The organism is Micromonospora desertarenae (assembly GCF_056150265.1).
In genome coordinates this window covers 1-22126 of sequence record NZ_JAXCFQ010000018.1, presented here as the reverse complement: position 1 = coordinate 22126, position 22126 = coordinate 1, and the positions used below count along the sequence as shown (strand labels likewise).

Below are 22126 nucleotides of genomic sequence, written 5' to 3'. Positions count from 1 at the left end.
CGGTGAGCATCGAGGACGCCAGGGACGCCTTTGCCGGTGCCGAGGAAGTGGAGATCACCGTGACCGGCCGGCGGACCGGCCGGCAGATCTCCCACCCGGTGTGGTTCGTGCAGGAGGAGCAGAGCATGTTCCTGGTGCCGATCACCGGGTCGGACAGCGACTGGTACAAGAACGTCCGGCAGACGCCGCTGATCGAGGTGGCCGTGAACGGGACGGCGGTGAGCGCGCCCGCCACCCCGATCACCGACGCCGACCGGGTCGACCACGTGGTGGAGATGTTCCGCGCGAAGTACGGCCGCCAGTACGTGGACGAGCACTACCCGAGGCGCGACGTCGCCGTCCAGGTCTCCCTCGGCTGAGCCGGGTGCTCAGCCCGGCGGCTCGCGACGATAGAGCGCGGCCAGCGCGGCGGCGGTGTCCGCGAGCCTGGCCCGCAGCTCGGCCGGGGCCAGCACCTCCACCTCGGCGCCCAGGCGCAGCAGGTCGCCGTGGGCGTGGGTGAGCGACTCGATCGGCACCAGCGTGGTCACCCAGCCGGCGGCGTCCGGCGGGCCGGCGTTGCGCTCCGCCGCCCCGGCCACCACGTCGCTGGCGATCTCCCGCAGCCGCTGCCGGCCGCGCGGGGTCAGCCGGATCGTCGCGTCGGCGCGGTGCAGTTGGGCCCGGAACCGCACCACGTGCGCCTGCCACCAGGCCGGCAGGTCGAACTCCGCCGGCCGGTCGAAGCCCTCGTCCAGGGTGGTCAGCGCCAGGATCTGGTTGATCCGGTAGGTCGCCGGGGTGTCCCGGCCCGGCCGGTTGGCCACCGCGTACCAGCGGCCACCCTTGAGCACCAGCCCGTACGGCTCCAACACCCGCTCCACCTCGCCGCTCCAGCTGCGGTAGCGGACCCGGACGCGCCGCTCCCGCCACACCGCGTCCGCCACCGCGGCCAGGTGGGGGGAGGCGTCGCCGTCGGCGTACCAGCCGGGGGTGTCCAGGTGGAAGCGCTGCTGGAGCCGCTGCGCCCGGTCGGCCAGCGCGGGCGGCAGCGCGGCCTGGAGCTTGAGCTGGAGGGCGGCCACCACCGCCCCGTAGCCCAGCTCGGCGGCGGGGCCGGGCAGCCCGGCGAGGAAGAGGCGCTCGGCCTCCTCGGCGGTCAGCCCGGTGAGCCGGGTCCGCCAGCCCTCGACCAGCTGGTAGCCGCCGGCGTGCCCGGCCTCCCCGTAGAGCGGGATGCCCGCCGCGTGCAGCGCCTCGACGTCGCGGTAGACGGTGCGGACGGAGACCTCCAGCCGCTGGGCGAGCTGGGCGGCGGTCAGCCGCCCGTGGCTCTGGAGCAGCAGCAGGAGGGAGAGGAGTCGACTGGCCCGCACTCCGCTGACAGTAGCTGTCAGGGGAGCGGTCCTACCGTCCCGGCATGGCATTTCGCGACAAGGATCTCTGGGTGCCGGGACCGGTAACGGTCGCCGGCCGCGAGCTCAAGCGCTACCACATCGACCAGCCGCACCGGCGGATCGAACCGGAGGTGGAGAAGGCCGCGTACGACCTGCTGCCCCGGCTGCTGCCGGCCGGCCCGGACGACGGCACCCCGGCGGCCGGCTGGGTGGTGCTGCACCGGGGCGCCGACACCGGCGCCTACCTGCTGGCGTACACCTGGGTGTGGGACAACGTGGTGCGGGTACGGATCGCCGCCGCCGGCCAGCCCGCCCTGGACTGCCCGGACGACGATCCGACCCACTTCGTCGAGCAGCACCGGCCGTGGGTGGGCTGCATCTGGGAACTCGGGGTGCTGGAGCACGAGCGGGCCGCCTGGGCCCGGCACGTGCTCGCGCCGGAGCGTCCGGACCTGGCCGGGTGGCGCGCCGACACCCGGGCCGAGGGGCCGGTGGGCCGCTGATGGGCGACTTCGACTTCTTCGTCGGCACCTGGGACGTGGTCAACCGGCGGTTGGTGAAGCGGCACGTCGGCAGCGACGAGTGGGACGAGTTCCCCGGGCGGTCGGTCGCCCGGACCTTCTTCGGCGGCGCCGGCAGCTTCGACGAGATCACCTTCCCGACCAAGGGTTTCTCCGGTGCCACCGTGCGGATCTTCGACCCGGCCGCCGGCACCTGGTCGATCTACTGGATGAACAGCGACCGGGGGAGGCTGGAGCTGCCGCCGGTGGTCGGCCGGTTCGTCGACGGGGTGGGCACCTTCTACGCCGACGACGTCGACGAGGGCCGCCCGGTCCGGTGCCGGTTCATCTGGTCGGCGATCACCCCGACCTCCTGCCGCTGGGAGCAGGCGTTCTCCACCGACGGCGAACGCACCTGGGAGACCAACTGGACCATGGAGTTCACCCGCGCGCCGGCTGTCTGAGTCACCGCTCAGCCGGCCACCGGGGTCGCGTCCGGCCGTAGCCGGTGCGGCATCTCCCAGCCGTCGGCCAGCCGGGACGGGTGCACGTTCTGCCCGCCGCCGAAGAACTCGCAGAACTTCATGATCAGCGGGTCCCAGCGCAGCGGGTCGACATAGCTCGTGCCGGGGATGACCAGGTCCTCCTCGACGTACGCGCGCAGCACCTGCACCTCGAAGGCGGTGGCCTGCGCGCTGCTGCCGCCGAACCGGTGCGTCGCGACGACCCGGCATTCGAGCTGGACCGGGCACTCCGCCACCCGGGGTGCCCGGACCAGTTCCGACGGCTGGGCGGTCAGCCCGGCCAGGGCGAACTTGTCCGGCTCGTAGCGGTAGCCCTGGCGGACCTTGTGCTCGGGCACGTCGGGGCGGCCGGTGGTGAGCGCGATCCGGTCCACCGCGTCGACCATCGCGGCGGACGGCAGGTTGAGCACGCACTCCCGCTCGCGGCGCAGGTTGGCGGTGGTCTGGCCGCTGTCGCCGAGGCCGAGCATGGCGTGCTGCCCGAGCCACCACGCCGACGACATCGGCGCCAGGTTCGCCGTGCCGTCCGGGTTGCGCGAGCTGACCAGCACCACCGGCGTGCCGAAGTAGAGCACCTTGAGACCGGGAACCACGTGCATCCGTACGCCTTCCATCACGGGCGCGACCGGGTGTCGCGCCTCCGCCGTCGACTCTGCGCCGGGGCGGCCGGCCGTTGCTGGCGGCGATCGGACATCGCGTTCGACCCTCGCCGTTCCGGGGCGAACCGCCGGACCTGCGTGCCTATGCTCGGCACGTGGCGCTTCAGCGGATGGACCATGTCGGCGTCGTGGTCGACGACCTCGACGCCGCCACCGCGTTCTTCACCGAGCTGGGGATGGAGCTGGAGGGCCGGACGCCGGTCGAGGGACGGTGGGTGGACCGGGTCGTCGGGCTCGACGGCGTCCGGGTCGAGATCGCCATGATGCGCACGCCGGACGGCCACGGCCGGATCGAGCTGACGAGGTTCCGCACGCCGGCGGCGGTCAGCGCCGAGCCGGCGCACGCACCGCCGCACACCCTCGGCATCCGTCGCATCATGTTCGCCGTCGACGACCTCGCCGACGCGCTCGCCCGGCTGCGCGCCCACGGCGCCGAACTCGTCGGCGAGGTGGCGCGGTACGAGGACGCCTACCGCCTCTGCTACGTCCGCGGCCCCGCGGGCATCATCGTCGCCCTGGCCGAGCAGCTCGACTGACGGTCGGCCGGGACCCCGTGCCGGACCCGCCAACCGGCGGCTTGCCAACCTCTATTCTAGTACTAGAATAAGGCCGTGGAGCTGACGCCGTCCGAACTGGTCGTCCTCGGGTTGATCGTCGAGTCGCCGCGGCACGGCTACGACCTGGAGCAGGTCATCGAGCGTCGCGGGATCCGCCAGTGGACCGAGATCGGCTTCTCCTCGATCTACTACCTGCTCGCCAAGCTCGAGAGTCGCGGGCTCGTCCACGCCCCCGAGGCGCCGGCGGCGGCGAAGTCCCGGCGGGTCTTCCACGCCACGGCCGCGGGGCGGGAGGCCGCCGCCCGCGGCGCGCTCGCGCTCATCGCCGAGCCGCGTCCGGTCGCGCATCCCCTTCTCGTGGGCGTGGCGAACCTGGCCCTGCTCTCCGACCAGGAGTACCGGCGGGCGCTGGGCGACCGGCTCGCCCGGGTCGAGGCGCGGATCGCCGCCGTCCGGGCGGCCGAGGCCGCGCAGTCCCCCCTCGCGCCGCCGGCCCGCGAGGTCTTCTCCTACTCCCTCAGCCTCCTGGAGGCGGAAAGGTCGTGGCTCGCGGCGCGGGCCCAGGTGCGTGATGACGGACAAGACTGACTTCAAGCGGGAGATCGACACCTACCGCGCGAGCCGCGGGCGGTTCGACGTCGTCGACGTGCCCGACCTGCGGTACCTCATGATCGACGGGCACGGCGATCCGAACACCCCGGCCTTCACCGACGCGGCCGAGGCGCTCTACCCGCTGGCCTACAAGCTGAAGTTCGCCAGCAAGCGGACCCTCGGGCGCGACTACGTGGTCATGCCCCTGGAGGCACTCTGGTGGGCCGACGACATGGCCACGTTCACGGCGCTGCGCGACAAGTCCCGGTGGGACTGGACCCTGATGATCATGGTCCCCGACTGGATCGACGAGGAGATGTTCGCCGGCGCCGTCGAGCAGGTGGCGGCCGGGGACCGCCCGCGCCGCCTCGACGACGTCCGGCTCGGGGCGCTCTCCGAGGGGCGCTGCGTGCAGACGCTCCACGTCGGCTCCTACGACGACGAGGCCCCGGTGCTGGCGCGGATGCACCACGAGTTCATCCCGGGCAACGGGTTGCGGATGGTGGGCAAGCACCACGAGATCTACCTCAGCGACTTCCGCCGGACCGCCCCCGAGAAGCTCCGCACCATCCTCCGGCAGCCGGTCGGCCCCTCGGCGCCGGCCCGGTGATCGTCTGACCGTCGACGGTCGCTCGAAGCTCCTTCCGCCCTGACTCGCCGCGGACGACCACTGTCGTCGCGGCGCGACGCCGAGTCGGCCGGCGGGTCAGGCGGGTGGGGGAGGGGTGGTGCGGTAGATCGCGGTCAGCCAGACGTCGAGCAGCACGTCGACCACGTCGCGTTCGGCCACCGCCGGCCCGTCGCCGGCGAAGGTGGCGTACCAGACCCGCTCGTTCATCGAGTTGAGCGCGATGGCGAGGTCCCGGGCGGGCAGCCCGGCCGGCGCGGCACCGCGCCGGCGTTCCGCCTCGATCGCGGTCTCGATGGCCTGCACCCAGCGCTCCATGACGGTCGCCCAGAGCCGGCGCACCTCGGCGTTGGTGCCGCGCACCTGGGCGCAGGCCAGCACCACCGCGCGGTGCCCGCCGAACGTCTCGTGGAACCGGGTGATCAGCTCCCGCCACCGGGCCGGCGGATCCTCCGCCAGCCGGACCAGCACGTCGCCGCAGGCCGCCTCGGCCTCCTCGGTGACCCGGTCCAGCAGCGTCAGCAGCACCGCGTCCTTGGACGGGAAGTAGAAGTAGAAGGTCGGCCGGGAGATGCCGGCGCCGCGGGCCAGGTCGTCGATGGAGATGTCGGCGAAGGCCCGCTCGTGCAGCAGCCGCTCGGCGGTGGCCAGGATGGCCGATTCCCGCTCGTCGCCGGAGGAGCGGGCCGCGCGGCGTCCGCGCGGGGCCGCGGTCGGAGTGGGCGTACGGGCGGGCGTCATGACCGCTCACTCTACACCGGATCGACACTGTGTCGATTGGACTCGACAGGGTGTTGACGGGCGTCGACGGCGGTGGATAGTGTCCGGTGTCACCGCCTCGGGATCGGGAGATGACATGGCCTGCGACCACGTCGACGTGCTCATCGTCGGTGCCGGCCTCTCCGGCATCGGCGCCGCCTGCCACCTGCGGCGCGCCTGCCCGGGCAAGACGTACGCGGTGCTGGAGGCCCGGGGCGCGATCGGCGGCACCTGGGACCTGTTCCGCTACCCGGGCGTCCGGTCCGACTCCGACATGTTCACCCTCGGCTACTCGTTCCGGCCGTGGACCGACCCGAAGGCGATCGCCGACGGCGACGCCATCCGGGCGTACGTCCGGGAGACCGCCGACGAGTACGGCGTCACCGAGCACATCCGCTTCCACCACCGGGTGGTGCGGGCCGACTGGGACAGCGCGACCGCCCGCTGGACGGTGCACGCCCGGCGCGACGACACCGCCGAGGACGTGGTGCTGACCTGCTCGTTCCTGTACACCTGCGCCGGCTACTACCGCTACGACGCCGGCTACACGCCCGACCTGCCCGGCGCGGAGACGTTCACCGGACGGATCGTGCACCCGCAGCACTGGCCCGCCGACCTCGACCACACCGGCCAGCGGGTGGTGGTGATCGGCAGCGGCGCGACGGCGGTGACCCTGGTGCCGGCGATGGCCGAGCGGGCCGGGCACGTCACCATGCTGCAACGCTCACCCACGTACGTCATCGCGCTGCCCTCGCGCGATGTGCTCGCCGACACGCTGCGCCGCTTCCTGCCGGCGAAGGCCGTGTATCCGGTGGTGCGCTGGAAGAACGTCCTGCTCGCCACGGCCAACTTCCAGGCCAGCCGCCGTGCCCCCAGGCTGGTCCGGAAGCTGCTGCGGCGCGCCGCCAAGGGTCGGCTGCCGGCCGGCTACGACGTCGACCGCCACTTCTCGCCCCGCTACGACCCGTGGGACCAGCGGCTCTGCGTGGTGCCCGACGGCGACCTGTTCACCGCGCTGCGCCGGGGCCGGGCCTCGGTGGTCACCGACACCATCGACACGTTCACCCCGACCGGCATCCGGCTCAGCTCCGGCGAGGAGTTGCCGGCCGACATCGTGGTCACCGCCACCGGGCTGAACCTGCTCGCCCTCGGCGGGATGACGCTGAGCGTGGACGGCGCCGAGGTCGACCTGGCGAGCAGGGTCGCCTACAAGGGGATGATGCTCTCCGGGGTGCCGAACTTCGCGATGACCATCGGCTACACCAACGCCTCCTGGACGCTGAAGGCGGACCTGGTCGCCACGTACGTCTGCCGGCTGCTGCGCCACCTCGACCGCACCGGCCAGCAGGTGGTCACCCCGCTCGCACCCCGCGAGGGCCCGCTGGAGCCGATCATCGACCTCAAGTCCGGCTACGTGCTGCGCAGCGTCGACGCGCTGCCCAAGCAGGGCGCCTCGGCGCCGTGGCGGCTGCACCAGAACTACCCCCGCGACGTGCTGCTGATGCGGCACGGCCGGTTGACCGACGTCGGGGTGCGCTTCTCCCGCGCCGCCGCCGACCGGTCGAGCACTCCGGAAAGGAGCACCGCCGATGCGTAGCTTCGACTTCACCTCCGGCACGGCCGTGGTCACCGGCGCGGCCAGCGGGATCGGGGAGGCCCTGGCGCACGGGCTGGCCCGCCGCGGCAGCGACCTCGTGCTGCTCGACCGGGACGCCGACCGGCTCGCCGCCGTGGTCGCCGCGATCCGCGCGGCGCACCCCGACCGGCAGCTGACCAGCTACCTGGTCGACCTCGCCGACGCCACGGCCACCGCCCGGGTGGCCGAGGAGGTCCGGCAGCGGCACCCCGCGATCCGGCTGCTGGTCAACAACGCCGGCGTGGCCCTGGGCGGCCGGTTCGACCAGGTGACCCTGGACGAGTTCACCTGGGTCATCGAGATCAACTTCCGGGCCGTGGTGCAGCTGACCCACGCCCTGCTGCCGGCGCTGAAGGCCGAGCCCGGCGCGCACCTGGTCAACGTCTCCAGCCTGTTCGGCCTGATCGCCCCGGCCGGGCAGGCCGCCTACGCGGCGAGCAAGTTCGCCGTCCGCGGCTTCACCGAGGCGCTGCGCCACGAGTTGGTCGACGACGGGATCGGGGTGACCTCGGTGCACCCGGGCGGCATCCGCACCCGGATCGCGCAGAGCGCCCGGATCGGCAGCGGCGTCTCCGCCGCCGAGTACGAGGCCGGCCGGAAGGAGTTCGAGAAGCTGCTCTCGATGGACCCGGCGAAGGCGGCCGAGATCATCCTGCGCGGGGTGCGCCGCCGCCGGGGCCGGGTGCTGGTCGGCTGGTCGGCCAAGCTGCCCGACCTGCTGGCCCGGGTCGCCCCCGCCTCGTACGGGCGGGTGCTCGCCCTCGGGCTGGCCCGGGCGGCCGCGGACCCGGCGCGGCGGGCCACCGCCGTCCCCGCCCAGCGGCCACCCGGCGACCCCGAGCCGGCCCGGCCGGGCGACCGGTCCGCCGAGCGGGCGGGGGACCCGGCGTGAGCGCGCCGGCCGGCCCCCGGCACGTCACCGTCGACGGGCGGCGGGTGCGCCACCGGGTCGACGGCGAGGGGCCGCCGGTGGTGCTGCTGCACGGCATCGGCCGCACCCTGCGCGACTTCACCGAGCAGCACGAGCTGCTCGCCGACCGGTACCGGGTGCACAGCGTCGACCTGCCCGGCTACGGCGGCTCGCTGCCGATGGCCGAGCCGTACACCCTGCCGGCGCTGGCCCGGTTCGTCGGCCGCTACCTCGACGCGGTCGGCGTCGAGGCGCCCGCGCACCTGGTCGGCAATTCCCTCGGCGGCGCGATCGCCATGCGGCTGGCCGTCGCCGAGCCGGCCCGGGTGGCCAGCCTCGCGCTGGTCAACAGCGCCGGCTTCGGCCGTGAGGTGACCATGATGCTGCGGCTGCTCGCGCTGCGGCCGCTGGGCCGGCTGCTGCTGCGCCCCAGCCGCTCGGCCGCCCGGCGCACCGAGCGGGCCCTCTTCCACGACGCCGCGTTCGCCACCGCCGAGCGCGTCGCGTACGCCCTGGAGGTGGCCCGTCAGCCGCACGCCGCGCGGGTGCTGCTGGAGACCGCGCACAGCCTGGGCACCTTCCGGGGGGTCAGCCCGCAGTGGCGGGAGGAGCTGCTCACCGAGCTGGCCCGGCTGGACGTGCCCACCCTGGTCGTCTGGGGCGACCGGGACCTCATCCTGCCGGCGGCCCACCTGGACGCCGCCCGCACCCGGCTGCCGCGTGCCCGCACCCACCTGTTCACCGACTGCGGGCACATGCCGCAGATCGAGTGCGCCGAGGAGTTCAGCCGGCTGCTGGTCGACTTCTGGACCGCAGCTCCCGCTGCCGAGCCAGCACCGTCACCGCCACCAGGGCGAGCAGCAGCGCCGCGATGAGGTAGAGCGTCACCGGCGCCCAGGGAGTGGCCAGCACCAGCAGCGCGGTCACCGGGAACGCCGCCACCACCACCCCGCGCTGCCGGGGCAGCACCCGCAGCACCCAGACGGTGAGCAGGTAGACGGCCGTCGGGACGGCCACGGTGTGCCCGACCACCACGCTGCCGGCGTGGGCCACGTGCCGGTGGTGGTCGACCACCACCTCCAACCCGGCGCCCACCGCGGCGACCGCCGCGAACACCAGGTAGTGCCCGTACCCCCAGACCAGTGAGGCGGGCAGCCGCGCCGGCGCCTCGGCCTCCCGGTCGAAGTAGAGCCACCACAGCGCGAACACGATCACCATGTCCGCCACCGCCAGCCGCCACAGGCCGCCCTCGCCCGCGTCCACGCCGGTCTGGATGGCCACCGACGTGGCGAGCACCACCTCGCCGAGCACGATCAGGGTGAACAGCCCGTACCGTTCGGCGATGTGCCGCGGGTGCCAGGTGGTCATCCCCGGCCGTTCGGCCAACGCCGGCACCAGCAGGTCGGCCAGGGCCAGCACCAGGAACGAGCCGATCCGCCAGTCGTCGGGCAGCAGCAGCCGGACCAGCCAGCCGACCTGCACCACGGTCACCCCGACCGCGTACCGGACGTCGGCCGCCCGGTGGGCGGGGTCGCTGGCGGCTGCCCGCAGCCACTGCGTCACCAGGGCCAGCCGCATCACCACGTACCCGTAGGTGATGGTGGCGAAGTCGCCCTCGGTGAAGGCGCGCGGCACCCCGGCGGCCAGGATCAGCGCGCCGGCGATCTGCACCAGGGTGGTGATCCGGTAGACGTCGTCGTCGGTGTCGTAGGCGGAGGCGAACCAGGTGAAGTTCATCCACGCCCACCAGATCGCGAAGAACACCATCAGGTAGCTGCGCACCGCGTGCCCGACGTGGTCCTCGGCCAGGTCGTGGTGCAGGTTCGCGGCCGCCTGGGCCACCGCCACCACGAAGCAGAGGTCGAAGAAGAGCTCCAGCGGCGTGGCGGCGCGGTGCGCCTCGCCGCGGTCGCGTGCGGCCATCGGCCGGTACCAGGGCCGCGGCCCGCCCTTCGTGGTCACCGCGCTCTCCTCGCGCCGCCGGCCGGACGGGTTCACCATAGGCAGGTCCCCGGCCCGGCCGAGCCGGGTTTCGGCGCAGCCGCCGAGCATGCCGGACGGGAGGCGCTGGGCTGGGCGCTGCGGTCGACTCAGTCCGCGGCGACCACCGACGGTCGCGGCGCCTGCGGCGCCGCCGGCGGCTCGGCGTCCAGCCGTTCCAGGGTGCGCAGGGCGGCCTCCACCCGAGCCGGCAACCGGCGCCGCCGCGGCAGGGCCCAGCGCAGCTCGCGGGCCGCGTCGAGCAGGGCGCCCCGGCCGGCGGGGTCGCGCGCCACCTCGGTCACCGTGCGCAGCAGCACCCCGGCCGGGCGCCGCAGGGTCGCGGTGAGCAGCCGGTTGCGCGCCTCGACGCGCTGCCGGGTCCGGCGGTCCCGGCCCGCCGGCAGCGGGTGGTGGTGCACCACCAGTTCCTCGGCGTACGCCAGCCGCCACCCGGCCGCCGCCAGGTCCATCGCCAGCAACGCCTCCTCGCCGTACGTGCCGAGGGGTTCGGCGAAGCCGCCGACCTGCCGGAACGCCTCGCGGCGCAGCACCACCGCGCAGGCCAGGAAGCCCAGCACCGCCGGGCCGGGCGCGTCCGGCGGGACACCCAGCGGGGCCCGCGCCATCGCCGCCGACACCGGGTCCAGCCGGCCCTGCGGGCCGACCCGCACCTGCCCGGTCAGCAGGCCGGTGCGCGGGTGCCCGCGCAGCAGCCGGGCCGCGCGGTCCAGGGAACCCGGCGCCCACCACGAGTCGTCGTCGGCGAACGCCACGAACGGGGTGTCGGCGAGCGCCACGCCGACGTTGCGGGCCGCGGCGGCGCCGGCGTTCGCGTGCAGCCGCACCACCCGTACGTCCGGAAAGGCCCGCGCCACCGCCTCCGGGGTGCCGTCGTCGGAGCCGTTGTCCACCACGATCACGGGTGCGGCGTGCCGGGCCAGCGTCGCCACCAGTTGGCTTCGGCGGTTGCGGGTGGCCACCACGACGGTCACATCGGTCATGGCGACCCTGGTACCCCGGGCGCCGCCGGGCCACGCCGTTTCGACCCGGCGGGCGCGGGGGATGCCGGCGGATGCCCGACGACGCGGTGACCCTGTTCCTGGCCGGGGACCTGATGACCGGCCGGGGGGTGGACCGGATCCTGCCCCGGCCCGGCCCTCCGGAGCTGCGCGAGCGGGCGGTCCGCGACGCCGACGAGTACGTCGGGCTGGCCGAGTCGGTCAGCGGCCCGATCCCGCGGCCGGTGCCGCCGGAGTGGCCGTGGGGGGTGGCCCTGCCGCTCCTGGACGACCTGCGCCCGGCGGCCCGGATCGTCAACCTGGAGACCGCGGTGACCGGCCGGGGCGAGCCCGCGCCGGGCAAGGCCGTGCACTACCGGATGCACCCGGACAACGTGCCCTGCCTGACCGCCGCCCGGCTGGACGTCTGCGCGCTGGCCAACAACCACGTGCTCGACTTCGGGCCGGTCGGGCTCGCCGACACCCTCGACGCGCTGGCCGGGGCGGGGATCGCCACCGCCGGCGCCGGTCGGGACGCGGCGGCGGCCTGGGCACCCGCCCGGGTGGGCCTCGGCGCGGACCGCCGGCTGCTGGTCTTCTCGGTGGCCGCGCCGTCCAGCGGCGTGCCGCCGCCCTGGGCGGCCACCGGCGACCGGCCCGGGGTCGCGTACCTGCCGGAGATCTCGGTGGCCACCGCCGACCTGCTGGCGGAGCGGATCGCCGCCGTGGCCGGGCCGGGGGACCGGGTGCTGGTCTCCGTGCACTGGGGCGGCAACTGGGGGTACGAGGTGCCGCCCGAGCACGTCGAGTTCGCCCACCGCCTGGTCGACGCCGGGGTCGACGTGCTGCACGGGCACTCCTCCCACCACGTGCGGCCGGTGGAGGTCTACCGGGACCGGCTGATCCTGTACGGCTGCGGGGACCTGATCGACGACTACGAGGGCATCGGCGGGCAGCAGGCGTACCGGCCGGAGCTGCGGCTGCTCTGGCTGCCGGCGCTCGACCCGGGCAGCGGTCGGCTGCGGGGCCTGCGGGCGGCGCCGGTGCGGATCCGGCGGATGCGGCTGTCGCCGGCCGACCGCGGCGAGGTGGCCTGGCTCGCCGACCTGCTCGGCCGGCTCGGTCCCCGGTTCGACGTGGCCGCCGACGGGCTGCTCACCCTGCACCCCGACGCGCTGTGACGGGGTGGCTTGGGCCACGTCCCGGGCACCCGGCGGGGCGCCGGCCAGGGCCGGCCCGATCATAGATACATGACGCATCCCTCGGCTCCGGCCGCCGCGACCTCGGCCGCCGAGCGGGCCTACCGGCACCTGAAGCGGTCCATCCTGGAGCAGCTCTACCCGGGCGGGCAGCTGGTCAGCGAGGGGGAGATCGCCGAGGCCACCGGGGTGTCCCGCACGCCGGTCCGGGAGGCGCTGCTGCGGTTGGAGGCCGAAGGGCTGGTCCGGCTCTACCCGAAGCGTGGCGCGCTGATCCGGCCGGTCTCCGCCCGGGAGATCACCGACGTCATCGAGGCCCGCCGGCTGGTCGAGCTGCACGCCGCCGAGCGGGTCTGGCCCCGCCGGGCGGCGCTGCGGGCCGAGCTCGCCGCGCGGCTGGCCGAGATGCGCGCCGCGCACGCCGCCGGCGACCTGACCGCGCTGATGGCCGCCGACCGGGCCTTCCACGCCACCGTGGTGGACGCCGCCGGCAACGAGATCCTGGCCGAGCTGTACCAGCGGCTGCGCGACCGCCAGCTGCGGATGGGGGAGGCGAGCTTCCGGCTCTCGCCCGGCTGGGCCGAGGTGGCGCTGACCGAGCACGCCGCCCAGCTCGCCGCCCTCGACGGCGACGACCCGCAACGCTGGCTCGCCACGGTCGCGGCGCACATCGACAACGCCGCCACCGTGCTGCGGACGCTGCGGTGACCGCCGGGTCGACAGCCCGCCTCCGCTCCGGCTGGCTGGTCTGGGGCGTCGCGGTGGGCGCGTACGTCGGGGCGGTGTTCCACCGCAGCTCGCTCGGGGTCACCGGGGTCGACGCCACGGACCGCTTCGCGATCAACGCCAGCACCCTGGCCACCTTCTCGGTCGCCCAGCTCGCCGTGTACGCGGCCATGCAGGTGCCGGTCGGCGTGCTGCTCGACCGGTACGGCTCGCGCCGGTTGCTGATCGCCGGGGGCGCCCTGATGGTCGCCGGGCAGCTCTGCTTCGCCCTCGCCACCGAGGTCTGGCTGGCGGTCACCGGCCGGGTGCTGGTCGGCCTGGGCGACGCGATGACCTTCATCAGCGTGCTGCGGATCGTGGCCCTGTGGTTCCCGGGCCGGCGCTACCCGATGCTGACCCAGTTGACCGGCACGCTGGGCCAGTTGGGCGCCATCCTCGGCGCCGTACCGCTGGTGGCGCTGCTGCACCGGGCCGGCTGGACCCCGGCGTTCCTGGTCGCGGCCGCGCTCGGCGCGACGGTGCTGCTGATGGTCGTCGTCGCGGTCCGGGACACCCCGGACCGCGAGGTCGCCGCCGGCGCGGCGCCGGACCTGGCCGCGGTGCGCCGGGAACTCGCCGCGGCGTGGGCGCAGCCGGGCACCCGGCTGGGGCTCTGGACGCACTTCGTGACGCAGTTCTCCGGCGCGGTGTTCGCCCTGCTCTGGGGCTACCCCTTCCTGGTGCAGGGGCAGGGCCTCACGCCGACCGCCGCCGCGTCGCTGCTGACCCTGATGACCGTCGCCATGCTGGTGTCCGGCCCGGCGATCGCGCACTTCTGCGCCCGGCACCCGTTCCACCGGTCGGTGCTGGTCTTCGCCATCACCGCCAGCACCGCGGCGGTCTGGGCGGTGGTGCTCCTCTGGCCCGGCCCGGCGCCGCGCTGGCTGCTGGTCACGCTGGTGCTGGTGCTCGCGGTGAACGGCCCCGGCTCGCTGATCGGCTTCGACTACGCGCGCTCGTTCAACCCGGTCAGCCGGATCGGCAGCGCCACCGGTGTGGTGAACGTCGGCGGCTTCGTCGCCTCGATCACCCTGGTGCTGGTGGTGGGCGTGGTGCTCGACCTGGCCACCCCGGCCGGCCGGGCCACCCCCGACCTGTCCGCCTTCCGGTGGGCCTTCGCCGCGCAGTACCTGCTCTGGGCGCTCGGCGCGGTGCAGGTGCTCCGCTACCGCAACGCCGCCCGCCGGCAGGTCGCCGCGCAGGCGCTCGCCGCCGCCGCGCCGACAGCGCCCTGACCCGGCGCGCCCGGCGTGCGGCCCGGGTGCCGCCGTCGGGGCGACGGCGGCGGTGGGTCGGGGCGCCGCCGTCAGGCGCGACCGCGGCGGTGCGTGAGGTCGTCCAGCACCAGGGTCAGGCCGGCGCCGAGCATCCAGACGTCCTTGGCCAGGCCGATGCCCTGCTGGGTGGGCCGCAGGCTGCCCTCTTCCCGCATTCCGGGCGTCTTGAGATAGAGCTGGGTCAGGCCGGCGGCGAACGCGGTCAGCCCCAGGCCGACCAGCGCCGACGGGACGAACGGCGCGAGCAGGGCGGCGCCCAGCGCGATCTCGGCCCCCGACAGCAGCCGGGCGAACTTGTCCGGCGGGAACTGTTTGAGCTGGGGGATGGCGTTGACGGCCATCCCGTGCATGCCCTGTGCCGCCTCACCCTCCAGCGTCCGCTTGCTCAGCCCGGAATTGAGGATGAACGCGCCGATGCTCACGCGCAGCGGCAGATGGCTCACCTTCATGGCGCACTCCCGTCCGACGGCAGGATCGTGCCCCCGCCTACCCGGACCGCGCCGGGATAACCGCCGCGCGGCTCTGGGCCGTCGGTGGTGATCGGCGGTAGTTTCGCCCGAGAGCCTGATCCACCGGGTCGCCGTACCCCGCGGCGCCGGATCCCGACGGACGGCGGCGCGCCGCGCCGCGGAGCAGGAGGAGACCGTGAGCCAGCAGGTCCGGGGAGTCATCTCCCGCAGCAAGGGCGCGCCGGTCGAGGTGACCACCATCGTGGTGCCCGACCCGGGGCCGGGCGAGGCGGTGGTGCGGGTGCTCTCCTGCGGGGTCTGCCACACCGACCTGCACTACCGCGAGGGCGGCATCACCGACGACTACCCGTTCCTGCTCGGCCACGAGGCCGCCGGCATCGTGGAGGAGGTCGGGGCGGGCGTCGACTCCGTCGTGCCGGGCGACTTCGTGGTGCTCAACTGGCGGGCCGTCTGCGGCGTCTGCCGGGCCTGCCGCCGCGGCCGGCCGTGGTACTGCTTCGCCACCCACAACGCGGCGCGGAAGATGACCCTCACCGACGGCACCGAGCTGGCCCCGGCGCTGGGCATCGGGGCGTTCGCCGAGAAGACACTGGTCCACGCCGGCCAGTGCACCAAGGTCGACCCGGCCGCCCGGCCCGCCGCGGTGGGGTTGCTCGGCTGCGGGGTGATGGCCGGGCTCGGCGCGGCGATGAACACCGGCGGGGTCACCCGCGGCGACTCGGTGGCGGTGATCGGCTGCGGCGGGGTCGGCGACGCGGCGGTCGCCGGGGCCACGCTGGCCGGAGCGACCACCATCATCGCGGTGGACACCGACGCGCGGAAGCTGGAGTGGGCCCGCCGGTTCGGCGCCACCCACACCGTGGACGCCTCCGCCGAGGATCCGGTCGAGGCGATCCGCGCCGCCACCGGCGGCTTCGGCGCCGACGTGGTGATCGACGCGGTCGGCCGTCCGGAGACCTGGAAGCAGGCGTTCTACGCGCGCGACCTCGCCGGCACCGTCGTGCTGGTCGGCGTGCCGACCCCCGAGATGACCGTCGAGGTCCCGCTGCTGGACGTCTTCGGCCGCGGCGGCGCCCTCAAGTCCAGCTGGTACGGCGACTGCCTGCCCAGCCGGGACTTCCCCATGCTCACCGCCCTCTACCTGCAGGGCCGCCTCGACCTCGACGCCTTCGTCACCGAGGAGATCGCGCTCGACCAGGTGGAGGAGGCGTTCGCCCGGATGCACCGGGGCGACGTGCTCCGCTCGGTGGTGGTCTTCTGATGGCCGCCCGGATCGACCACACCGTCACCGCCGGCACGTTCTCCCTCGACGGCCAGACCTTCGACGTGGACAACAACGTCTGGGTGGTCGGCGACGACACCGAGTGCGTCGTGGTCGACGCCCCGCACGACGTGGCGGCGATCCTGGCCGTCGTCGGCGACCGGCGGGTGCGGACGATCCTCGCCACCCACGCCCACGACGACCACGTCCGGGTGGCGCCGGCGCTGGCCCGGGCCACCGGCGCGCCGGTGCTGCTGCACCCCGCCGACCGCGTGCTCTGGGACCTGGTGCACCCGGACGAGGCACCGGGCGGCGAGCTGCGCGACGGCGACACCGTCGAGGTGGCCGGCGCCGCGCTGACGGTGCTGCACACCCCCGGGCACAGCCCCGGCGCGTGCAGTTTCCACGCGCCGGCGCTCGGTGCGGTGTTCACCGGGGACACCCTCTTCGCCGGCGGGCCGGGCGCCACCGGCCGCTCGTACAGCGACTTCGGCACGATCATCGACTCGATCCGGGACCGGCTGCTCACCCTGCCGGCGGAGACGGTCGTGCACACCGGCCACGGCGCGAGCACCACCGTCGGCGCGGAGGCGCCGCACCTCGACGAGTGGCTGGCCCGGGGCCACTGAGCCGGGCGGCTCAGCGTTCGTCGGGCGGGCCGAGCACCGGCTTGACGTCCAGCACCGGGGTGCCGTCCAGCGCCTCCAGGTCGGCGACCCGCACCCGCAGGCCGTCGACCGCCAGCACCCGTACCCGGTGCAGGCCGATCGGGTTCGGCCGGTGCGGCGACCGGGTGCTGAACACCCCCGTCTCCGGCCGGGACGCGTCGCCGCGCGGGTGCACCGCCAGCACGTCCCGGCGGGCCCGGTCGAGCCAGGTCAGCACCAGCACCTCCGCGCCCACGCGCAGGTCGCGCAGGGCCGTGGCGACCTGCGGCGCGAAGTCCAGGTACGCCTCCGGCGCGCCCTCGTCGCCCTGCCGGGGCGCGGTCGCCGGGTCGGTCAGCGGTGAGACGACCCGCCCGACCGGGCGCAGCCGGAAGGTCTCGCCGGTCACGTGGTCCTGCGCATGTGCAGCCGGACCGCCGTACCGGCGGGGGAGGTGTGCACCAGCACCAGGTCGCAGAGCGCGTGCACGATGACCAGACCCCGCCCGCCGACGCCGTCCGCCGCCGGGGTCACCCGCCCGGCCAGCGGGTCGGCCAGCCAGCCCTGGTCCCGCAGCTCGCAGACCAGGTGCTCGGCGGTCGGCCACACGTGCAGCACCCCGCCGCCCCCGCCGTGCGCGACGCTGTTGGTCGCCAGTTCGGTGACCGCGATCTGCAGGTCCGCCACCCGGTCCGCGGCCAGCCCGGCCGCCGTGGCGTGCCCGGCGACGAACCGGCGTACGGCGGAGAGCGTGTCGACCTGGTAGGCCAGCGCCGCGACCGGCTCGGCGGGCGCGGGCAGCGGCACGTTGTAGCGGGCCACCACCTCCGCCGGGGCGTAGTCCGGGCTGGGCCGCCGCCCCGCCCGGTCCACCAGCACCGGGTGGGTGACGCACGCGTCGGCGAGCGCCACCTCGTCGAGCGCCGCCGTGTCGTACGGGCAGAGGATGGTCGCCGGGCGGCCGGCGAAGGCGGCGTTGATCATCGCCTCGTGCTGGGCGCAGGCCGGATACTCCGCCTCGGTGCGCCCGGCCCAGATCGGCTCGCCGATGATCCGCACGCGCCGGCCGGCGTGCCGGTCGGCGAACGCCTGCAGCACCCACGGGATGATCCGCCCCGGGTTGCGGCCGGCCTCGGTCATGTCCGCCCAGTGCACCCGCTCCGCGCCGCGAACTGCCGCGCGGACCAGCCCCAGGTTGACGCCCGGCATGGCGACCAGCACCGGTTCACCGGCGGCCAGCCCGTCCTCGACGAACGGGACGGTGCCGGCCAACAGGTCGTCGGCGGTGCGGTAGAAGAGCCCTTCGTGCACGAACCCGCCGGCGCCCGGCACCGTCATGCCCGCCGCCCCGGTGTCCCGCCGGCCGGCCCGGCCCCCATCGGGCCCGAGCGGCCGGAGGCGCGGGTCGGGCTCGCATCCGGCGCGGACCGGACGGCGGCACCCACCCGGGCGACCCGGACGTGCCGACCCGGGCGGTCGTCGAGCGGCACCTGGTCGGCGCCGTCGGCAGCAGTCACCTCATCGCCTCCCGGTCGGAGCCCCCCACTCTAGCCCTGCCCGGCCGGCCACCTGGCGGCCGACCTGCTGGCGCGCTGGGTAGGCTCTCCGGACATGGCCGATGATCTCACCCGCCCACCCGCCGTACGTCAACTCCGCCTGGTGGTGGAGGCCGAGGACTACGCCGCGGCGGTGGCGTTCTTCCGCGACGCGCTCGGCCTGCCGGAGCAGGCGGCGTTCACCGGCGAGGGCGACGCGCGGGTGGTGATCCTGGACGCCGGCCGGGCCACCCTGGAGATCGCCAACCCGGCACAGAAGCGGATGATCGACGAGGTGGAGGTGGGGCGGCAGGTGGCCCCGAAGCTCCGGGTGGCGTTCGAGGTCGACGACAGCCGGGCCGCGACCGACCGGCTGGTCGCCGCCGGCGCCACCGAGATCGCCCCACCCACGGTGACGCCGTGGCAGTCCCTCAACTCCCGCCTCGACGCCCCGGCCGGCCTGCAGATCACCCTCTTCCAGGAACTCCTCGACGCCGACGAGCGGGCGACCCTGGACGGCTTCGGCACCGACCGCCCGCGCGGCGAGTGACCCGACGATCGAGCGCTCGCCGCGCGGTCGCCCCGACCAACCCCGCCGCGGGCCCGACCCCGGAATCCGCCGTACCCCGTTCCGATGCCGCCGGAAAACGGGATGCGCCCACCCGGCGGGCACGGCGATGATCCCCGGCGTGCAGTCCGTCGGAAACCCGGCAACCACCCCGGTTCCGCTCACCCCGGCGCAGCGCGCGGCGCTCGACCACGTGCGGCGCACGGCGCTGCGGGACCGCCCGGCCGCCCTGGCCACGATCGCCCGGGCACTGGCCGGGTCGGGCGTCACGCACCAGCCGGAGGAGCTGATCGCCGCGATCGGCCGGCACGGGCGGCTCACCCTCAACTTCCACCCCGACCGGCTGCTCGCCGACGGCCGTACGGTCGCCGGGGCGCTCGCCGACGAGGGGATCTACCGCAGCCAGTTCGAGACCCGGATCTCCAACGGCGGGTTGACCGCGTATCCCGGGGGTGACCGGGACCGGTGGGAGGAGTCGCTGTTCGGCGGCGCCTACCAGACGCCGGGCGTACGCCCCGCCGACCGGCCCAAGTACGGCGGGCTGAACCTCCTCGACCACCCCGACGGCGCCTGCCCCCGCTTCGGCTCGTGCCACCTGCGGCTGCGCCCCGAGGTGCTGGCCCGGGCCACCTTCTGCTTCGGTGACAGCCACCTCGGCCCCCGTGACCTCGGCACCGTCGAGGTGTTCGAACCGGTGCTGGCCGCCCTGGTCGCGGCGACCGAGGGCACCGGGACCAGCCTCGGGCGGCCGGGCATGGACACCGTGGCCCTGGTGCGGGAGCTGCTGCGCCGCCGGGAGGACGTGGCCTGGTCGCCCGGCGCCGCCGGCCGCGCGCTGGACGACTACATCGAGGCGCAGGTCCACGGCGACCTCGACCTCGGCCGGGACGTGGAGGCGGTGGTCGTCGACCCGTCGTTCCGGGGCACCGAGGCGGGCGAGACACTCGCCGGGATCGCCCGTCGGCACGGTTTCGCCCTCTGCTGGCACCGCGGCTTCGTCCTGCCGGTGGACGAGATCGACCCGGAGTTCCGGGGGCCGGCCATCCCGCCGCTCGCGGCCCGGGTGCACGCCGAGTTCGCCCGGCCGGGCGACCCGGTCGACGCCGCCCTGATCGGCCGGGCGGCGGCCTCGGTGGTGCGTGAGCCGGAGCGCTGGGCCGACCGCGGGCCCACCGAGGTGACCCTGCAACACCTCAAGCAGCTCTGGCACGTGCTGGTCCGGTTCGGCACCCCGTACGGCGACTGAGCCCGTCGGGGCTGTTCGTGCCGGTGTGGCGCGGGCCCGGCGGTGCACGTTGTTCGTGCCGGTGTGGCCGGGATCGCCGGGCTGTACTCAACGGGGTGTAGTACCGGTTGGGCCGTAGCGGCCGGCCGCGCTCAACGGGGTGTTCGTACCCCGTTCGGCCCTGGCTGTGCCGCCCTCCCGGTCTGAGCTTCGGGTCCGGTTGATGGCCGCCCGGTCCTGCCCGGGTGTGGCCGCCCCGCTGACCTGCGGTGACCTGGGCCGCAGCCGGTCCAGCTCCGGCGCATATCCGGAATGACCGACACGTGAAGCTGGTTGTGTCCCCCGTACCGCCGGAGCGCAAACCTCTTCTCCGGCACCGGAGATCCCCCGAGAGGTGCTCAACCGGAGCGCTTCACGATCGAAAGGGCAACCATCGTGAAGGTCGACTTCACTCGATGGCTCCCCGCCATCGCGAAGGACTCGTACCGTAAGACCGCACTCAGCGTGGCCGGCGTGGCCGCACTGGGTGGCCTGGCCCTCGCGCCGACGGCCGCGGCGGCGCCGATCACCACCGGCCCCCACGAGGGCGCCGTGGCGGCGATCGAGAAGGCCACCGGCCGGGCCAAGACCGACCGGACCGAGGAGTCCGCACTGACCACCGGCGGCAGCACCGTCAAGCCCGCCGACGAGAAGCCCACCCGCGAGGAGCTGATCCCGCACGGCGTGCAGGGTGCGCAGTCGCGTATCCCGCTGGACGACGCCCAGCTCGCCAACGCCCGGGCCATCATCGACGTGGCCAAGAAGACCGGCGTGGGGGAGCGCGGCGCGGTGATCGGCATCGCGACGTCGCTGCAGGAGTCGAAGCTGTACAACCTCGGCCACCTGGGCATGTACAACGACCACGACTCGCAGGGCCTGTTCCAGCAGCGCCCGTCGTCGGGTTGGGGTACGCCGGAGCAGATCACCGACCCGGAGTACGCCTCGACGGCGTTCTTCACCGCGCTCAAGAACGTCGGCGGCTGGCAGGACCTGCCGCTGACCGCCGCGGCGCAGACGGTGCAGGTCTCGGCCTACCCGTTCGCGTACGCGCAGTGGGAGGAGCAGGCGGCGGACATCGTCGCGCAGCTCTGGTGACAACCACCTGACGAACCGGCCGGTCCCCGCACGGGGGCCGGCCGGTTTCGTATGCGGGGGCCTGCGTTGTTATCGCCGATGTGGCGGTATTGATTCGCCAATGTGGCGGTATTGAAGGGTCCTGCGCGACGAGCCGACGCGGCCATCTGACCGAGGGGCTGCTCCCTGTCGCCGATGTGGCGGTGTCCGCAAGGGGCGTGCGCCGTGTCGGCGATGTGGCGGTGTCAGCCCGGGCGGGATGGCCCCGTATCGGCGGTATGGAGTCGATCATGCGTCGGCTGCGGCCGGCACATGGGCCGCCGCCGTGCCGGTGTGGGGTGTTTGTCGGGTTCGTGGGTGTGATCGGTGGCATCCGGGTGGTGGAATCGGGCCCGGGTCGGGGGCGTTATATCTCGCGGACGATCGAGCAAGGGCTCGCCGCTGGTATGGCCGGCGAGAGGGTCCCGGGCCTGGCGGAATGATCGCGGGCGGCCGGTCGTTGCATCTCCCTGACGATCGCGGGACCGGTCCCGCCGGCACCCGCCGGTTGAGGATCGTGGGCCGGAATGACGGCGGCCCGGTGGTCGTTGCATCCCCCCGAACGATCGCCGCACCGGTCCCCTGGCACCGCCAACGAGGTCGTGGGCCCCGGAATGATGGTGGCCCGGTGGTCGTTACACACAGTCCGGCACCGCGAAGGACACGTCCCCGCGGGTCTGGCCGGGCATCCCGGTACCAGGGCATCCCCCGCCCGCGAGAGCGTGCCGGATCCCCCGAAGTCTTTCTGAGCGCCCTGGTGGTGCTTGCGCCCCTGTGCCCGTTCCCCCTTGGGCTGGTGGCGTTATCCCCCCGAAGGAGCCTTTGTGATGAACACGATCATGCGTAAGAGCGTTCTGGGTATCGCTGGTCTGGCGTTCGCCGGTGGCGTCGTCGCCGGCCCCGCCA

Annotated in this window: 24 protein-coding genes and 2 pseudogenes; 18 read left to right on the top strand and 8 right to left on the bottom strand. The window is 74.7% G+C overall.

Features of this window, described 5'->3' with window-relative positions; all coding sequences use genetic code 11:
- Positions 1-2: 2 nt before the first annotated feature.
- Positions 3-359: a nitroreductase/quinone reductase family protein gene (locus SM577_RS28175; RefSeq protein WP_302921893.1), complete on the top strand. Its 357-nt coding sequence runs from the start codon at positions 3-5 to the stop codon at positions 357-359.
- A gap of 9 nt (positions 360-368) precedes the next feature.
- Here the strand turns inward: SM577_RS28175 and SM577_RS28170 are convergent, their stop codons facing one another.
- The gene (locus SM577_RS28170; RefSeq protein ID WP_302921892.1) at positions 369-1355 is read right to left on the bottom strand and encodes a helix-turn-helix transcriptional regulator; all 987 of its coding nucleotides are present in this window, start codon (positions 1353-1355) and stop codon (positions 369-371) included.
- A 44-nt stretch (positions 1356-1399) separates the two neighbouring features.
- On the opposite strand from SM577_RS28170, the gene SM577_RS28165 reads away from it, so the two are divergent.
- Positions 1400-1879 carry a hypothetical protein gene (locus tag SM577_RS28165; RefSeq protein WP_474588397.1) on the top strand — a complete coding sequence of 160 codons (480 nt, stop codon included), beginning with the start codon at positions 1400-1402 and terminating at the stop codon, positions 1877-1879.
- The gene (locus SM577_RS28160; RefSeq protein ID WP_474588396.1) at positions 1879-2340 is read left to right on the top strand and encodes a hypothetical protein; all 462 of its coding nucleotides are present in this window, start codon (positions 1879-1881) and stop codon (positions 2338-2340) included. The genes SM577_RS28165 and SM577_RS28160 overlap by 1 nt, the downstream gene beginning before the upstream one ends.
- 8 nt (positions 2341-2348) lie before the next feature.
- Here SM577_RS28160 and SM577_RS28155 read toward each other — a convergent pair whose 3' ends face one another.
- Entirely contained in the window at positions 2349-2999 is a 651-nt protein-coding gene (locus SM577_RS28155) for a flavin reductase family protein (RefSeq protein WP_474588395.1), read from the bottom strand.
- Positions 3000-3154: 155 nt separating this feature from the next.
- Between SM577_RS28155 and SM577_RS28150 the strand changes: the two genes are divergently transcribed.
- The 3 genes from SM577_RS28150 (at position 3155) to SM577_RS28140 (ending at position 4817) form a co-directional block, all read left to right on the top strand.
- A complete protein-coding gene (locus SM577_RS28150) occupies positions 3155-3595 on the top strand; it encodes a VOC family protein (RefSeq protein ID WP_474588394.1) in 441 nt (146 codons plus the stop codon).
- A 75-nt stretch (positions 3596-3670) separates the two neighbouring features.
- A complete protein-coding gene (locus SM577_RS28145; RefSeq protein ID WP_302921888.1) occupies positions 3671-4204 on the top strand; it encodes a PadR family transcriptional regulator in 534 nt (177 codons plus the stop codon).
- The gene (locus SM577_RS28140) at positions 4188-4817 is read left to right on the top strand and encodes a GyrI-like domain-containing protein (RefSeq protein WP_474579914.1); all 630 of its coding nucleotides are present in this window, start codon (positions 4188-4190) and stop codon (positions 4815-4817) included. Before SM577_RS28145 ends, SM577_RS28140 begins: the two co-directional genes overlap by 17 nt.
- A gap of 96 nt (positions 4818-4913) precedes the next feature.
- On the opposite strand, the gene SM577_RS28135 is transcribed toward SM577_RS28140, so the two are convergent.
- A complete protein-coding gene (locus tag SM577_RS28135) occupies positions 4914-5576 on the bottom strand; it encodes a TetR/AcrR family transcriptional regulator (RefSeq protein ID WP_302921886.1) in 663 nt (220 codons plus the stop codon).
- Positions 5577-5691: 115 nt separating this feature from the next.
- Between SM577_RS28135 and SM577_RS28130 the strand changes: the two genes are divergently transcribed.
- Genes SM577_RS28130 through SM577_RS28120 form a run of 3 tightly spaced genes read left to right on the top strand, consistent with a single transcriptional unit; the run spans position 5692 to position 9015 of the window.
- The gene (locus SM577_RS28130; RefSeq protein ID WP_474588393.1) at positions 5692-7191 is read left to right on the top strand and encodes a flavin-containing monooxygenase; all 1500 of its coding nucleotides are present in this window, start codon (positions 5692-5694) and stop codon (positions 7189-7191) included.
- Positions 7184-8122 (top strand): SDR family NAD(P)-dependent oxidoreductase, encoded by a 939-nt coding sequence (locus tag SM577_RS28125; RefSeq protein WP_474588392.1) that lies wholly within the window; start codon positions 7184-7186, stop codon positions 8120-8122. Before SM577_RS28130 ends, SM577_RS28125 begins: the two co-directional genes overlap by 8 nt.
- Entirely contained in the window at positions 8119-9015 is an 897-nt protein-coding gene (locus tag SM577_RS28120) for an alpha/beta fold hydrolase (RefSeq protein ID WP_474588391.1), read from the top strand. The genes SM577_RS28125 and SM577_RS28120 overlap by 4 nt, the downstream gene beginning before the upstream one ends.
- Here SM577_RS28120 and SM577_RS28115 read toward each other — a convergent pair.
- Together SM577_RS28115 and SM577_RS28110 are read right to left on the bottom strand one after the other, a co-directional pair.
- The gene (locus SM577_RS28115; protein WP_474588390.1) at positions 8924-10141 is read right to left on the bottom strand and encodes a low temperature requirement protein A; all 1218 of its coding nucleotides are present in this window, start codon (positions 10139-10141) and stop codon (positions 8924-8926) included. The genes SM577_RS28120 and SM577_RS28115 overlap by 92 nt on opposite strands.
- An 89-nt stretch (positions 10142-10230) precedes the next feature.
- Complete coding sequence (locus SM577_RS28110; protein ID WP_302921881.1) at positions 10231-11124, bottom strand: glycosyltransferase family 2 protein; 894 nt, start codon at positions 11122-11124, stop codon at positions 10231-10233.
- A 71-nt stretch (positions 11125-11195) separates the two neighbouring features.
- Between SM577_RS28110 and SM577_RS28105 the strand changes: the two genes are divergently transcribed.
- The 3 genes from SM577_RS28105 (at position 11196) to SM577_RS28095 (ending at position 14320) form a co-directional block, all read left to right on the top strand.
- Complete coding sequence (locus SM577_RS28105; RefSeq protein WP_474579908.1) at positions 11196-12302, top strand: CapA family protein; 1107 nt, start codon at positions 11196-11198, stop codon at positions 12300-12302.
- Between the two features lie 69 nt (positions 12303-12371).
- A complete protein-coding gene (locus tag SM577_RS28100) occupies positions 12372-13028 on the top strand; it encodes a GntR family transcriptional regulator (RefSeq protein WP_302921879.1) in 657 nt (218 codons plus the stop codon).
- Positions 13025-14320 (top strand): MFS transporter, encoded by a 1296-nt coding sequence (locus tag SM577_RS28095; protein WP_302921878.1) that lies wholly within the window; start codon positions 13025-13027, stop codon positions 14318-14320. The genes SM577_RS28100 and SM577_RS28095 overlap by 4 nt, the downstream gene beginning before the upstream one ends.
- A gap of 71 nt (positions 14321-14391) precedes the next feature.
- Here the strand turns inward: SM577_RS28095 and SM577_RS28090 are convergent, their stop codons facing one another.
- A complete protein-coding gene (locus tag SM577_RS28090) occupies positions 14392-14811 on the bottom strand; it encodes a hypothetical protein (protein ID WP_302921877.1) in 420 nt (139 codons plus the stop codon).
- A gap of 196 nt (positions 14812-15007) precedes the next feature.
- Between SM577_RS28090 and SM577_RS28085 the strand changes: the two genes are divergently transcribed.
- Together SM577_RS28085 and SM577_RS28080 are read left to right on the top strand one after the other, a co-directional pair.
- Positions 15008-16093: an S-(hydroxymethyl)mycothiol dehydrogenase gene (locus SM577_RS28085; RefSeq protein ID WP_474579907.1), complete on the top strand. Its 1086-nt coding sequence runs from the start codon at positions 15008-15010 to the stop codon at positions 16091-16093.
- The gene (locus SM577_RS28080; protein WP_474579906.1) at positions 16093-16722 is read left to right on the top strand and encodes an MBL fold metallo-hydrolase; all 630 of its coding nucleotides are present in this window, start codon (positions 16093-16095) and stop codon (positions 16720-16722) included. Before SM577_RS28085 ends, SM577_RS28080 begins: the two co-directional genes overlap by 1 nt.
- Positions 16723-16732: 10 nt before the next feature.
- On the opposite strand, the gene tsaA is transcribed toward SM577_RS28080, so the two are convergent.
- Both tsaA and SM577_RS28070 read right to left on the bottom strand, forming a co-directional pair.
- Positions 16733-17149, bottom strand: coding sequence for a tRNA (N6-threonylcarbamoyladenosine(37)-N6)-methyltransferase TrmO (tsaA, locus tag SM577_RS28075; protein ID WP_474588389.1), 417 nt, complete (start codon positions 17147-17149; stop codon positions 16733-16735).
- A complete protein-coding gene (locus tag SM577_RS28070; protein WP_302921873.1) occupies positions 17146-18078 on the bottom strand; it encodes a sensor histidine kinase in 933 nt (310 codons plus the stop codon). The genes tsaA and SM577_RS28070 overlap by 4 nt, the downstream gene beginning before the upstream one ends.
- 273 nt (positions 18079-18351) lie before the next feature.
- Between SM577_RS28070 and SM577_RS28065 the strand changes: the two genes are divergently transcribed.
- The 4 genes and pseudogenes from SM577_RS28065 to SM577_RS28050 all read left to right on the top strand — a co-directional run.
- On the top strand, positions 18352-18825 hold the full coding sequence (locus SM577_RS28065) for a VOC family protein (protein ID WP_302921872.1): 474 nt from the start codon (positions 18352-18354) through the stop codon (positions 18823-18825).
- Positions 18826-18964: 139 nt separating this feature from the next.
- A complete protein-coding gene (locus tag SM577_RS28060; protein WP_474579903.1) occupies positions 18965-20089 on the top strand; it encodes a DUF3626 domain-containing protein in 1125 nt (374 codons plus the stop codon).
- A 414-nt stretch (positions 20090-20503) separates the two neighbouring features.
- A pseudogene (locus tag SM577_RS28055) lies at positions 20504-20689 on the top strand (hypothetical protein); the annotation flags it as partial.
- A 69-nt stretch (positions 20690-20758) separates the two neighbouring features.
- Positions 20759-21202 (top strand): annotated as a pseudogene (locus SM577_RS28050) (hypothetical protein); the annotation flags it as partial.
- Positions 21203-22126: the final 924 nt, after the last annotated feature.